The following is a 12,485-nucleotide window of genomic DNA, read 5'->3' on the forward strand; positions in this document are numbered from 1 at the left end:
ACAGCGCCGTTGTGTTGATGCTTCGGTGCCCTAGAAGATCGGCGACCTCGTTGATCGGCCTTCGTCGCCCGACGGCTGGGTGGCTAGACTGTGGCGCAGGAGATGTGCGCCTCCGACGCGACCGAGCTCGATCCCACCATGCTGCAACCGCTTCCGCACGATCCTTGAAACAGACGACGCGTACTTGAATGGTCCCACGGGCGGCGTGAAGGACAGGAACAGATGCTTACTATCGACCTTCGGTCTAGCCCGCAGGATATAGTCGGCGAGCGCGGCACCGGTCTCCTCGATGAGCGGGGCCACTCGGTCACGCTTGCCCTTGGTGCGCCGGACAAAAAACTCACCAGCTCGCCAGTCGATATCCCGGAGCTGAAGAGCGCGTAGCTCGCCGTTGCGAATGCCTGTGGTGGCGAGCAACAACAGAACGGCTCGATCGCGAAGGTCGATCGGCGTCACCTTGCCGATCGCATCGATGGCGCGGCGAACATCATCCCACGAAAGCTGGGGCGGTAAATGGGCCAGTCGCCAATATGGCGTTCTTGGAACGATGGGAGCCAGATCCTGCTCGTGGTGACCACCCCAATGCAGAAAGCGGAGAAACGTTCGGATGTGAGAGATCGCCGCCGTGCGAGGTGCCGGAGGTCGCCGAGAGCGACAGCCGATACTCGACAGCGGCAAGGACATGCTCTGCCGTCAACGCCTCGAGGTCTTGGCCAGGATGGCGATGGTGGAGCCAATCCAGAAAGCGCCGTGCGCCCAAGAGAACGCCATCGCGGGACCTTGGCTCAAGGCCTCGTACCCTGCTCAGATAGTGAGAAAAGGAGCGCAAAAGCGGAGCGTCCGGATCATCGACTACAATGGGCGTCGAAGCAATGAATCGTTCGGGCGCCACCCGTCGCGCGTGTTGGATCGCAGACACTGCCGCAATCCGTGGTGAGTCCGTGGTGAATGTGCATAGATAGCTATCGACGATAGCTTCGCCGATTGGCCGTGAACCGCAATGTGCTGCAGCAAAACGGCCGAACCGCGCGATCCGGCTCAGATAAAGCTTAGCGGATGCTTGCTTGTAACCGAGCGAGAAAAAGTGCCCCGCGATGCGATCCATCTCGGCGCCGAGCGCCCCGTCACGAAGGCGTTTAAGCACCCCGCGGTACGAAAAATAGAACTCGAGCATTGTGCCCCTCCGGCGTTACGGCGCAGGGGGATCCCGCGTCGCCACGAGGGGCACGAAATATTATGTGGCGGAGGAATCCAGCCGTGGCCGGCCCGGGCTGGCGTTAGAGCGCCTCCGCCACATAATCTCGTCCGACACATAAGTGTGGATCCCGCTTCAAGCTCTCGTGAACCAGACGCGCAAGGCTCGGGAAGCCTCGGCGCATATCGGTATGGCCGGTCGCAAGCCACACCCGCACATTACCCGGTATGGCGATCATCGGCGCTCAAGCACCTCGAGGACCCGCGCCAGTGCCTCCGGGTCGACGTGCGCATCCAGCCGGATGCGTCGCCGGTTGCCAAGATCAATCTCGATCAATCCAGTACGCGCGGACGCTACGGAGCGCACCCGACCGTCACCCGCAGGCAAAAGCTTCGCAGTTTCCTCCACCTCCGTAGCGACGATCTGCACCGGCGCAAAAGATGGTACGACCTGCTCTGACGTCCGTGCTTGTCGACGCCAGGTAAACACCAGGCTGGCCGCGACTCCGTTGCGGCGCGCAACCTCAGTCACCTTCGCGCCCGGCACCAATGTCTCCTCGACAATCCGCACCTTGTCGTCCTGCGACCAGCGCCGCCGCCGCTCCAGCCCGCCCAAAACCTCGACTCGCATCGCCTGATGACCTTAAAGCTAGACTTAAGGCTACACGCTTCGCGAATTACCTCGCGTCACGCAAGACGGCGCCCGTCGGATGCGTACCCTCAAACGAGCGCTGGAGGATGCGCTGTTGCTGCGGGGCACGCGCGACTTCGCCAGTCTCGATGCCTACCGGGCTTTTGTCGACGAGATTGTCGGCCGGCGCAACGCCAACCTCGCCAAGCGGATCGCGCTCGAGAAGGAAGCACTGGCGCCGCTGCCGAAAGGTCGCACGACCGACTTCGAGGAGAAGGTGATCCCGGTGACGTCGTCGGGCGGCTTCAAAAAATCGTTCTCCAGCGTCAGTTCGCCGATCTTGGCGTGCAGCGACTTCACGTCCACCGCGGGCGTGGCCGGTGTCCCGCCTCCCGGTCCGAAAATCTCGGAAGCGCCTGCCTCAAGCTGCGATTTCCATGTCGTTATCTGGTTGGGATGGACGTCGAAATGCTCTGCCAGCTGGGCGATGGTTCGGTCGCCCTTGACGGCGGCCAGAGCTACCTTCGCCTTGAAGGCCCCTGAGTGGTTCCAGCGGGGTCGTCTGCTCATTGTCGCTCCTGATTCGCAGGCACAGCGTGCCCGCTGTCAGGCAGAAATTCCACTTATCGTCCTGTGCAGAATTCCGCGACCAGCTCTCACCAACTGTAATGCTAATTACCGTATCTGTCCCAATCTTCTCTAATTAAAGAGTGCATCTCGACATCACGATACTCTCCCGCGAGGAAAACTCTCTGCCTGAGACAATCGGCTTCACGAGTAAAGCCGAGTTTAGCCACAACAGCTTTCGAGCGAACGTTCTCCTTTTCGACTTCAGCCTCTATCCGGTTAAAACCGAGATCTAAGAACATATGCCTGATTAAGGCTTGGACGGCTTGGTTCGCCAACCCCCTCCGTCCAAATTCGGGCAAAAGAACGTAGGCGATCGAGCCGTGTTTGTTCACGATGTCAGCGCTAAAATACATGAATGATCCACATACAGCACCGGATTTCTTGAGCCTTGCAACGAACCACGTAGCCCATTTCCGGTCATACCCCGAAATGGTCTTAACAAGTTTTCGAGCCTCCTCGATGGTTTCTGATGCCGAGAACAGGTATCTTAAGAGGCTCCTATCGCTGAGAATTGGGAATAGATCTTCGGTATCATCAATAGACAGTGACCTTAGAATCAGTTCATCCGTTTCTAAGGTGACCGTATTATTAGGGGTCATGCGTTCGTCCATTTTACCCTCCGGCCTGACTTCCTGCGCTTTCGTCAGCGGTCCTTCGGTGACCTTGCCCCCAAGCTTAATCCAGTTTGAAGTCGCGGAGGCTCGTCCAGGTACCGGTGTTACACCATCGAGCTATCGCCAAATTTTGGTGACGGCGAGGCCGGTCAGGCGGCGGCGGTTATGGGCTGACGGTCGGTCGGCTTGGCGATGACCTCGATCCCATCGTTGAATGTCACACCAAGAACGAGTTTTGGCAACTGGTTGTGGCCATCGAGACGGCGCCAACTTTTATTTCGCCTGCGTCAGTTCACGCCCTCTCGCCCCGCTCCGTGGCTTCGGTTCCAAGTACGTACGAATAGAGTCTCGAAGGTATAGCGCGACAATCTGGGTGGGAAGCGCGCGACAATCAGGATGGCGAGTCGGTGTCGCGGCGAGGTGATGATCGCCGCGATGATTGTCGCGCGCAAGAGTTTTGTTGAACTCTGATAGTCGTGGAGCGTCAATCAGCGGCGGTTTTGGGTGTCGCGTACGATGGCGGCCGTCCGGGACCGCGTTTTCGTTCGAGGGCGGTCCGCCTGCGATAGCTCTCGACGTTCATCTCGACGATGGTGGCGTGGTGAACGAGGCGATCGATGGCGGCGAGGGTCATAGCGGGGTCCGGGAAGACCCTGTTCCATTCGCCGAACGGCTGATTGGCCGTGATCAGCATCGAGCGCCGCTCGTAGCGTGCGCTGATGAGCTTGAACAGCACGCTGGTCTCGGCCTGGTCCTTGGTGACGTAAGCGAGATCGTCAAGGATCATGAGATCGAAGCGATCGAGACGATTGATGGCCGCCTCGAGGTTGAGCTCGGGCCGCGCCACCCGGAGCTTCTGCGCGAGATCGGTGGTGCGGGTGAAGAGGACGCGCCATCCGTTCTCGATGAGGCCAAGCCGATCGCTGCCGCCAAGTGGCTCTTGCCGCCGCCGGGCGGGCCGAACAGGAGCAGATTGGCGCCCTTGCCCAACCAGCCATCACCGGCGGCGAGCGCGGTCACCTGCGCCTTGGAGATCATCGGCACGGCCTCGAAGTCGAAGTTGTCGAAGGTCTTTCCGGCGGGCAGCCGCGCCTCGACGAGATGGCGCTCGATGCGACGGCAGCCGCGTTCGGCGATCTCGTGCTCGGCAATGGTGGCGAGGAAGCGGGCCGCCGGCCAGCCTTCCTTGTCGGACTGCTCGGCAAATTGCGGCCACAGCGCCTTGATGGCGGGCAGCCGCAGCTCGTTGAGCAACAGATTGAGGCGCGCGGTGTCGACTGTGTTGGCCGTGTTCATGCGGCGTCTCCGATCTGGCTGGCGCCGATGAGACACTCATAGCTGGCGAGCGGCGCAAGCTGCACCATGCGCTGCGGCATGCAGGCAGGATCGGGCGCGAAGTGGGCGCGCAGCCGTCCGAGATCGGCAGTTGGCCGGCGTCCAGGTCGGCGGCGAGCTGACCGGCGAGTTCGGCCTCGCAGCGGCGCTCGTGCGCCAGCGCAAGCAGATCGACCATGAGCCGGCAGGCTTTCTTGTCCGGCAGCCGTTCGCGCAAGCGATCGAAGGTCCTCCGATAGGCATCGCGCGGGAACAGCCGATCACGGTAGACGAGATTGAGCAGCGCCATTGGCTTACGCCGCACGGAATGGATCACGTGTCGATAATCGACGACCTGGTCGTGCTTGCCGTTGGGATGCGGCCGCCCACGCGGCAGGGTGACCAGATGGGTGCCGCCGACGAACACGTCGAGACGATCGTCGTAAAGGCGCACCCGCAGCTGGTGGCCGATCAGGCGTGACGGCACGGTGTAGAACACCTTGCGCAAGGTGAAGCCGCCGCTTGACGTCACGCGGACGATCACCTCCTCGTAGTCCGAGGTGCGACAATCTGGCAATGCCTGCAGCGTGGCGCGCTCGTGGTCGATCCGCTTGGCGTTGCGGGCATTGCGGCGGCTGACGATCTCGTCGATGAAGCCGCGGTAGGCGGCGAGATCATCGAAGTCGGCAGTGCCGCGCAATAGCGGCGCATCGGCGATTGTCCGCTTGAGATGGCCATGCGAGCTCTCGATCGTCCCGTTCTCATGGGCGATGCCGGGATTGTTGCGGGAAGGCCGCATGCCGTAATGGGCGCAGAGGTCCTCGTACCGCCGGGTCAGATCGTCCTGAGCATTCCGGTCCAGATTGCAGAAGGCGGTCGACAGGCTGTCGGTCCGATGCTCCCGCGGCGCGCCGCCGAGCGACCACAGAGCATTCTGCAGTCCTTCGGCCAAGGCGACGAAGCTCTCGCCACCGAGCACGACATGGGCGTGCTCAAAGCCGGAACAGGCCAGCCGGAAGGTAAGCCTCCGAGGAAAGACGCCTTGCGACGGGCCGGCCTGATGGTTGAGAACTGTACGTATGGACAGCCATACGATCAGTGCGCTGAATCGACTCGAAGTGGTGGAGACAGGCCGGCGGCGGCGTTGGTCTGAGGAGGAGAAGGCGCGGATTGTTTTGGAAAGCCTGTCCGAGCCGCGCCTGGTTGCGGCGACAGCGCGGCGATACGGCTTGTCGCGTTCTCTGCTGGTGACTTGGCGAAGAGCCTTCGCGGCGAACCGGACCAAATCCGAGGCTGCCTTCGTCAGGGCAGTTGTTGCCGAGGATGGGCCTGTGGCGTCGATGGCGACGTCATCCGAGAGTGCGACAGCACATTCGACGGAGCGTCGGATTGAGATCGAACTGACCGGCGGGCGGCGCGTCATTGTCGATGCGGGCGTCGACGTCGAGGCGCTTCGCCGGATCATCGAGGCTCTAGATCCGCGATGATTCCGATTCCTACGGGAGTTCGGGTGCGGCTGGCGACGGGCCATACCGACATGCGCAAAGGCTTCGCCTCTTTGGCGTTGCAGGTGCAAGAGGTGCTGCACCGCGATCCGCTGAGTGGTCATTTGTTCTGCTTCCGCGGGCGCCGAGGCGATTTATTGAAGGTGCTCTGGCATGGTGTGCTGCAGAGCATGAAGGAGGTGAATAACCGAATTTAATGCGTACAGCTTTATGAGAGATGGAGGACGGCCCTCCTGCATCGGCGTTCCAGGCGCAGATGCAACACCACGACACTGTGGCTTCGCTTAAAAGGCGCGGTCATCAGCAAGTGTTGCAAAAGTCCCGGGTTTACGGGGCAGGTAAGTATCCAGAAGGCGAGCGAAAGCGAATCTTCCGATGACGCGTCGAAAATTACTAAGGCGTCGCCAAAATCAGGGGCGCGTGCTATCCCTGAGATCAATCCGTGAGACGCCTGGATTACTGCGCGGATGGCGACCGGCGTTTAGGGGACGCGATCTGGATACAGGCTCTTGTAGAGAACTGCAGGAACCAGTCGTTGTGATGCCAAGGGAGAAGTTCAAGCGGCGCACACCGCGAGACGAGAGTACCGAAGCACAACACTGGGGCGGATCGGCTCGTAGTAGCGATGACGGTGCTGTAATGGAACTGGAGCGAAGGGGCCGAAACAAGTGGGTTGCGCCCATATGCAACTGTGATGAGCAGGAGGACATGTGAGTGTAACCGGACGTAAGCAGTACGATATCGACAAGCAGACAGTGATGAAGGCCTACAAACTGGTCAAAGCCAATGCGGGCGCGGCCGGCGTGGATAAGGTGTCGCTCGAAGCTTTTGAGAAGGACTTGAAGGGCACCCTTTACAAGGTCTGGAATCGAATGTCTTCTGGCAGCTACTTTCCACCTGCCGTTCGGGCTGTCCCCATTCCCAAGAAGAACGGCGGACAACGCATTCTAGGCGTGCCGACAGTAGCAGATCGCGTGGCGCAGACGGTCGTCAAGCTGCAGATTGAACAAGCGCTCGAGGAAATCTTCCTTCCCGATTCCTACGGCTACCGGCCCGGAAATCCGCGCTGGACGCCGTTGGCGTCACCCGGCAACGGTGCTGGAAGATGGACTGGGTGCTGGAGTTCGACATCAAAGGCCTGTTGGATGTTGCGTCATACTACACCTTCGGTTTTTTTGAGAGGGTCGAAGAGGTCCGGAGCAACTGCAGGTACTTGAATTCGTATGCCTTTTGCCCGTCCGCGATAGACGTGAACGGCGTTAAGCTCGCCGCGCTTTACACGTTGCAAGATGGTTTGCCGCGAGACGCCGAGTAGATTCATGGCCTTGAACATCTTCACGTAACCTTCGGGCGCGCTCTCCACAAAGCGCGACCGCAACTCGTCATTGATACGGATGCGCCACGGCGCGCCAGGTGTGATCTGCTCTCCGGCAATGAAGCCATCGTTGAGGCAGCGATGCAAAGTAGAGGGTGCGATCCCGAGCGCGCGTGCGGCTTTCTCGAGTCATGCACTCGCCGTCCTGCACTTGCTGTTTCGGCTCGAAGCACGGGATCTCCCAGTGCGTCCGCAGGCTCGACACACGATTTGCCGTAAACGACAGTCCTGTGGCCGTTGTACGTCCTTGGCGATTGAGGATGCCGGCGATCTTGGTGTCGGGATAATGTGCAGCCAGTCGCCGCAGCAGATCGATCGTATCGTCGGCGGTGCGGATCGGCGATGGATGCGAGTGCGGCAATGGGACATTAACGTCACTGAAGGGACCGCCGTGCCAACGCAGCGTCAGGTGAGCGTTGTATTTATCGCGCTCGACTCTCAAGGTGACATCGTCGAGCAGCGTGCGGAGCAACTCCTTGCGATCGCGATCGCTCGTCGTGGGAGCGAACCAGATACGCTTGAGGTCTTTACCGAGTGCAAGAATCGCGTCGCGTTCTTCGTGCGTAAGCGAGTGCGGTCGGGCATGTTCGCGGTCCGAGAGTTCGGATTCGGCAGTCTTCAGTTCCAGCAGAGCGCTTTCCCATTCTGCTTCGAGTCCACGCGCGACGAGTCTATTCTCCGGGTCCACGGCGCGATAGCGTCGCTCGGCGCGCTGCGCGTTGTAGCGCGCACGCTCGACGTCGCGACGGAACTGCGCGAGAGTCGTCTCGTGATCGGCGTCGAATTGCTCGATCGCCTGGAGCGAGGCTTCCAGGCCTGCGGGCGCGAGAGCCGCAAGGAACGCTTCGGCAACAGCCGCATCGATCTGCACACCGCCGATGTTGAGGCAGTACTCGCCCCGGCCGTTGACGATGTTCTTGCCGGCGCAGTGATATCCGGGCGCCGAGAACCGGCCGCTGTAGTGTACGGCCAGGCGCCGACCGCAGTGTCCGCATACGGCGAGGCCTTGCAGGAGTGCTGCGCCTTCTCTCACGGCACCCCCGCTCTGGTGCGATCGAGGACGGATGTTCTGCGCCAGGCGCTTCTGGTTCGCCTCGAAGGTATTCCAATCGATGTATCCGGCATGATGGTCACGAATGAACACCGGCCACTGCTCGCGGTCGCGTTGTCTGATGCGCTTTCGGATTCGACCGCCGACATCGAGATAGCATGTCTGCTGGGTGCGGCCATACACATAAACGCCGGCATAGAACGGGTTGGTGAGGACCTGGTGGATCTTTGTGTAAGTGGGGGCGACCCAGCGGAGATCGACAAGGCTGTTGGAGTGCAGCGGAAAGCGCAGGCCTTGCGAGCGGAACCACAGTCACACGCGTCGTGCCGAGCCGAATTCGGCAAAGCGGTCGAAGACAGCATGGATCGCGGCTTGCACCGACTCGTCAGGATGCAACAGCACCTCCCCGTCGGCGTCGCCCCGTACCAGACCCACCGGCAGCCCGCGGTGCAGTTCTCCGCGTGCGGCCTTGTTGCGGATGCCACCGAGCAGCCGCGCACGCAGCACATGCAGCTCTGCCTCTGACATCGTACCTTTGAGCCCGAGCACCAGGCGGTCATTGAACAAGCCCGGATGATAAATCCCATCTCCATCACCGATGAGCGTGTGGGTCAGGCCACATAGATCGAGCAGACGGTACCAATCAGCATTATTGCGCGCTAGTCGCGAGACTTCCAAGCCGAGCACGATGCCCACCCGGCCGAGGCCGACCTCCGCGGTCATACGCGCGAAGCCGGTGCGCTCGGAAAGGCCGGAACCGGAAATACCGAGGTCCTCATCGATGACCTTCACCTGATCGCGTCGCCAACCGAGCCTCGCGGCGCGTTCGGCTAACTCGTACTGACGGGCAGTGGACTCGCGATTATGCTCGACCTGCGTCGTACTGGACTGACGCACGTAGACGATTGCGCATCGGCAGAGGTGCTCAGCGGTGATCTTGCTCAATTCGTTCATCGTTGTGATCTCCGGCAGTGGCGATTGCTCGGGCGATTAGTCGGGCGAGTCGCAGCACGAGATGTGCGCGCTGCTCTTTATCGAGGGCCTCCCATACGGGTGCGGCCCCGCGCTGAGGTGGTGGGTCGAGAAAGCTTACCTGCTGCATGGCTGTCCTCCGCTTCCGGTGGCAGGACAGTATGCGCGGCATCCAATTGCCGCAGCAAAGCGTCGACGATCGTCCGGGCGTGCTGCAGCTCGGCGTGGGAAGCCAGGAATGCCGCTCGAGCGCATTGCGGGCTTGCACGCGGTAAATGTTGTGCGATAGGCAGATCCGTCCACGCGGCCGGTACAAGGGCACGGGCACCATCGGGCAGTACAAGCGTCAGATGAAGTTCGCCGCGTCGATGACACCAGCCAAGCACATTAAGCGCAGATCCCTCAAAGGGATGGCGCGACCGAACGATGGTTACCTGATCGGGATAGTCGTCGAGATGATGAGTGCGGTGGTGGGTAGTCTGTCGAGTAGCCTTTCGACCGGGTCAACCACGACATCCTGATGAGGCTCGTTGCCAAGCGGGTGACTGACAAGCGCCTCCTGAAGCTGATCCGCGGAGTCCTGAATGCGGGTGTGCTGGAGAGAGGGCTGGTCAGTCCGACGGAAGAGGGTACGCCGCAGGGCGGTCCGCTCTCGCCGCTATTGTCGAACCTGATGCTGGATGTGCTGGACAGGGAACTGGAAAGACGCGGCCATCGCTTCGTGCGCTACGCCGATGACTGTGCGCCACGACGGCGCGGAGGAGGTGTGATGTAGAGCACGTTTGAGCAGCCTTGCTGCACAGAAGATGGGGGTCGGCCCCTCGAACTCGGGTTGCAGGATCAGGGTTCAAACCACCGGCTGCTGCTTCGGCCCAATGGTCGAGGTGGTGAGCGAGACCGGAAAAGGCAGAGCAAGACTCTGTCAGGTAAGGATCGAGGAGACGAGCGCAAGCGAACCACCGATGAACTGTCGAAAGCGTAGGGAAGACGTCAAAACCAAGGGGTAGTCGTTATCTTGGGATCAGTCTGAGCGATACCTGTTTACGGCTCAGGCGGCGTCCGGCAGGCGAGGTGGCGTGACCTCGGTTCAGGCTTCTGTGCGGAACGTGGGAACCTGTATCGCGATGCCAAGGGAATGGTTCAAGTGGAAGCCCCACAAGAGTCTGAGTACCAATGCGCGATGCAGGGACGGAGCCGTGTGTAGTAGTGACGAAGGCACTGTAATGGTGGCGGAGCGAAGGCACGGCACTGTCCCGCTTGATTGGAAGAGCAACCGGAAACGGGAGGACTCTTTTGCGTCAAGCAAAGCCGTATGACATGCCCAAGCGCTGGGTTTGGGAGGCGTACAAACGGGTTAAAGCAAATCGGGGCGCAGCCGGTGTGGACGAGCAGTCGATCGAGGTGTTCGAGGCAGACTTGCAGAGCAATCTGTACAAGCTCTGGAATCGAATGTCTTCGGGTAGCTACTTTCCACCGCCGGTCAAGCGTGTGCAGATCGACAAGCGCGACGGCGGGAAGAGGCCGCTAGGAATTCCTACGGTGTCGGATCGCGTTGCTCAGGCGGTCGTCAAAGGATATCTGGAGCCGGATTTGGAGAAACACTTTCATCCAGACTCGTTCGGATATCGACCCGGAAAATCGGCGCTCGATGCCGTTGGGGTTGCTCGCCAGCGATGCTGGCGGCATCCCTTCGTGCTCGATCTCGACATTCGGGCCTATTTTGACTCGATATCGCATGAGCTTTTGCTCAAGGCGATTCGGAAGCACACGGACTGCGCTTGGGTGTTGTTGTACATTGAACGGTGGCTTAAAGCTCCCGTTCAACTGGAAGACGGCACCCCTGAACCCCGAGAGAAGGGCACGCCGCAGGGCTCGGTGGTATCACCGCTGATGGCGAATCTCTTTCTCCACTATGCGTTCGACATGTGGATGCGAAGAAATCATCCGAGCATCCCGTTCGAGCGTTATGCCGATGATATTCTCTGCCATTGCGACAGTGAGCGGCAGGCACAAGAACTGAAGGAGGCGCTTGCGAAGCGCTTTGCCGAATGCGGACTGGAGCTTCATCCGGACAAGACGAAGATAGTCTATTGTAAGGATGACGACCGGCGAGGTGATTATCCTGAACAGAAATTCGACTTTTTGGGCTACACGTTCCGTGCCCGTCGGTCGAAGAATCGTTGGGGAAAGCACTTCGTCAACTTCAGCCCCGGTGTCAGCAATGCCGCGACGAAGGCAATCCGACAGGAAATCCGTGCCTGGCAACTACGCTGCCGGGTGGATAAGAGGATCGACGACCTGGCGAGGATGTTCAACCCGATCATTCGAGGCTGGATGAACTACTATGGTCGGTACTACAAGTCGGCGCTTTATCCGACACTACGCCATCTCGACCGATGTCTCGCGCGATGGGCGATGTCGAAATACAAACGTCTGCGGCGACATCGAAGACGGGCAGAGCACTGGGTACGGGACATTGCGTGCCGCACCCCCACGCTGTTGGCCCATTGGCCGATGCTGCACAAGACGGCGGCTGGACGGTAAGAGCCGGATGAGCGGAGACGTTCACGTCCGGATCTGTGAGCGCCTGGGGGTGAAACTCCCCCGGGCGACTCGACGGTTGGTACATTGTCGGAATGAGATGGAGGCGCGCAAAGCGTTCGCGAAGCGCTCCAGGCTCGGCTGGCGAAGTGCCGCCTGGAATTGCATCCTACGAAGACGAGGATCGTCTACTGCAAGGATGATCGACGCCGAGGTAAAAGCGAGACGGTCATGTTTGACTTTCTCGGTTATTGCTTCCGGCCACGATCGGTCCCTGGGGCCGCATTCGCAGAAGATGTTCTGTGGGTTCACCCCAGCGGTCAGCAAACCAGCGCTGAACGCCATGCGGGCAACGGTCCGAGGCTTGAAACTTCGCAGGCGAACCGAGGTGACGCTGGACGATATTGCTCGCGAGCTAAACCCGATGGTTAGGGGGTGGATCGCTTATTATGGGCAATACACGCGCTCAGCGCTTTATCCTTTGGCACGCTACATCAACCAGACGTTAGCTATTTGGCTGAAGCGAAAGTACAAGCGCTTCCATCACCGTTTAGGACGCGCGCGTCTCTTCCTGGAGAAGATCGCGCGTGAGAAGCGCAGGCTCTTTGTGCAGTGGCAACTCGGCGATGGCGGCAAGCTTGCCTGATGGGAGCCGGGT

The 12,485-nt window shown here is 60.3% G+C and carries 11 protein-coding genes and 5 pseudogenes; 6 read left to right on the forward strand and 10 right to left on the reverse strand.

Annotation, left to right across the window (positions count from 1 at the left end; genetic code table 11):
* Positions 1-30: 30 nt before the first annotated feature.
* The 8 genes and pseudogenes from J2R78_RS44400 to J2R78_RS44430 all read right to left on the reverse strand — a co-directional run.
* Positions 31-456: a tyrosine-type recombinase/integrase gene (locus J2R78_RS44400; RefSeq protein WP_253610413.1), complete on the reverse strand. Its 426-nt coding sequence runs from the start codon at positions 454-456 to the stop codon at positions 31-33.
* Between the two features lie 31 nt (positions 457-487).
* Positions 488-1,174: a hypothetical protein gene (locus J2R78_RS44405; protein ID WP_253610412.1), complete on the reverse strand. Its 687-nt coding sequence runs from the start codon at positions 1,172-1,174 to the stop codon at positions 488-490.
* A 103-nt stretch (positions 1,175-1,277) separates the two neighbouring features.
* A complete protein-coding gene (tnpB, locus tag J2R78_RS45590; protein ID WP_375167180.1) occupies positions 1,278-1,433 on the reverse strand; it encodes an IS66 family insertion sequence element accessory protein TnpB in 156 nt (51 codons plus the stop codon).
* Positions 1,430-1,825 (reverse strand): transposase, encoded by a 396-nt coding sequence (locus J2R78_RS44410; protein ID WP_253610411.1) that lies wholly within the window; start codon positions 1,823-1,825, stop codon positions 1,430-1,432. The genes tnpB (J2R78_RS45590) and J2R78_RS44410 overlap by 4 nt, the downstream gene beginning before the upstream one ends.
* A 303-nt stretch (positions 1,826-2,128) precedes the next feature.
* A pseudogene (locus J2R78_RS44415) lies at positions 2,129-2,395 on the reverse strand (transposase); the annotation flags it as partial.
* A 101-nt stretch (positions 2,396-2,496) separates the two neighbouring features.
* On the reverse strand, positions 2,497-3,066 hold the full coding sequence (locus tag J2R78_RS44420) for a GNAT family N-acetyltransferase (RefSeq protein ID WP_253610410.1): 570 nt from the start codon (positions 3,064-3,066) through the stop codon (positions 2,497-2,499).
* A gap of 487 nt (positions 3,067-3,553) precedes the next feature.
* Positions 3,554-4,365 (reverse strand): annotated as a pseudogene (istB, locus tag J2R78_RS44425) (IS21-like element helper ATPase IstB).
* Positions 4,362-5,401 (reverse strand): annotated as a pseudogene (locus tag J2R78_RS44430) (IS21 family transposase); the annotation flags it as partial. The pseudogenes J2R78_RS44430 and istB, both read right to left, overlap by 4 nt.
* 61 nt (positions 5,402-5,462) lie before the next feature.
* Between J2R78_RS44430 and J2R78_RS44435 the strand changes: the two are divergent.
* The 3 genes and pseudogenes from J2R78_RS44435 to J2R78_RS44445 form a co-directional block, all read left to right on the forward strand.
* Positions 5,463-5,870, forward strand: coding sequence for a transposase (locus J2R78_RS44435; protein WP_253610638.1), 408 nt, complete (start codon positions 5,463-5,465; stop codon positions 5,868-5,870).
* 23 nt (positions 5,871-5,893) lie between these two features.
* The gene (gene tnpB / locus J2R78_RS44440; RefSeq protein ID WP_375167181.1) at positions 5,894-6,085 is read left to right on the forward strand and encodes an IS66 family insertion sequence element accessory protein TnpB; all 192 of its coding nucleotides are present in this window, start codon (positions 5,894-5,896) and stop codon (positions 6,083-6,085) included.
* Between the two features lie 561 nt (positions 6,086-6,646).
* Positions 6,647-7,035: pseudogene (locus J2R78_RS44445) on the forward strand (reverse transcriptase domain-containing protein); the annotation flags it as partial.
* A gap of 235 nt (positions 7,036-7,270) precedes the next feature.
* On the opposite strand, the gene J2R78_RS44450 reads toward J2R78_RS44445, so the two are convergent.
* On the reverse strand, positions 7,271-8,626 hold the full coding sequence (locus tag J2R78_RS44450) for a recombinase family protein (RefSeq protein WP_309145067.1): 1,356 nt from the start codon (positions 8,624-8,626) through the stop codon (positions 7,271-7,273).
* The gene (locus tag J2R78_RS44455) at positions 8,627-9,268 is read right to left on the reverse strand and encodes a recombinase family protein (RefSeq protein WP_253610408.1); all 642 of its coding nucleotides are present in this window, start codon (positions 9,266-9,268) and stop codon (positions 8,627-8,629) included.
* A 511-nt stretch (positions 9,269-9,779) separates the two neighbouring features.
* Between J2R78_RS44455 and J2R78_RS44460 the strand changes: the two are divergent.
* From J2R78_RS44460 to J2R78_RS44470, 3 genes and pseudogenes are all read left to right on the forward strand, one after another.
* Positions 9,780-10,028 (forward strand): annotated as a pseudogene (locus J2R78_RS44460) (reverse transcriptase domain-containing protein); the annotation flags it as partial.
* Positions 10,029-10,603: 575 nt separating this feature from the next.
* Entirely contained in the window at positions 10,604-11,830 is a 1,227-nt protein-coding gene (ltrA, locus tag J2R78_RS44465; protein WP_375167202.1) for a group II intron reverse transcriptase/maturase, read from the forward strand.
* Positions 11,831-12,026: 196 nt separating this feature from the next.
* Positions 12,027-12,473, forward strand: a complete 447-nt coding sequence (locus tag J2R78_RS44470) for a group II intron maturase-specific domain-containing protein (RefSeq protein ID WP_253610406.1) — start codon at positions 12,027-12,029, stop codon at positions 12,471-12,473.
* Positions 12,474-12,485 lie beyond the last annotated feature (12 nt).

It is taken from the genome of Bradyrhizobium sp. USDA 4538, from assembly GCF_024171045.1.
GTDB classification, from domain to species: Bacteria; Pseudomonadota; Alphaproteobacteria; order Rhizobiales; family Xanthobacteraceae; genus Bradyrhizobium; species Bradyrhizobium australafricanum.

Bases quoted from the DNA above. Each gene is read 5' to 3' on its own strand.
- J2R78_RS44405 (WP_253610412.1), bottom strand. From the start codon at position 1,174: ATGCTCGAGTTCTATTTTTCGTACCGCGGGGTGCTTAAACGCCTTCGT.
- tnpB (WP_375167180.1), bottom strand. From the start codon at position 1,433: ATGATCGCCATACCGGGTAATGTGCGGGTGTGGCTTGCGACCGGCCAT.
- J2R78_RS44410 (WP_253610411.1), bottom strand. From the start codon at position 1,825: ATGCGAGTCGAGGTTTTGGGCGGGCTGGAGCGGCGGCGGCGCTGGTCG.
- J2R78_RS44420 (WP_253610410.1), bottom strand. From the start codon at position 3,066: ATGGACGAACGCATGACCCCTAATAATACGGTCACCTTAGAAACGGAT.
- J2R78_RS44435 (WP_253610638.1), top strand. From the start codon at position 5,463: ATGGACAGCCATACGATCAGTGCGCTGAATCGACTCGAAGTGGTGGAG.
- J2R78_RS44455 (WP_253610408.1), bottom strand. From the start codon at position 9,268: ATGAACGAATTGAGCAAGATCACCGCTGAGCACCTCTGCCGATGCGCA.
- ltrA (WP_375167202.1), top strand. From the start codon at position 10,604: ATGCCCAAGCGCTGGGTTTGGGAGGCGTACAAACGGGTTAAAGCAAAT.
- J2R78_RS44470 (WP_253610406.1), top strand. From the start codon at position 12,027: ATGATCGACGCCGAGGTAAAAGCGAGACGGTCATGTTTGACTTTCTCG.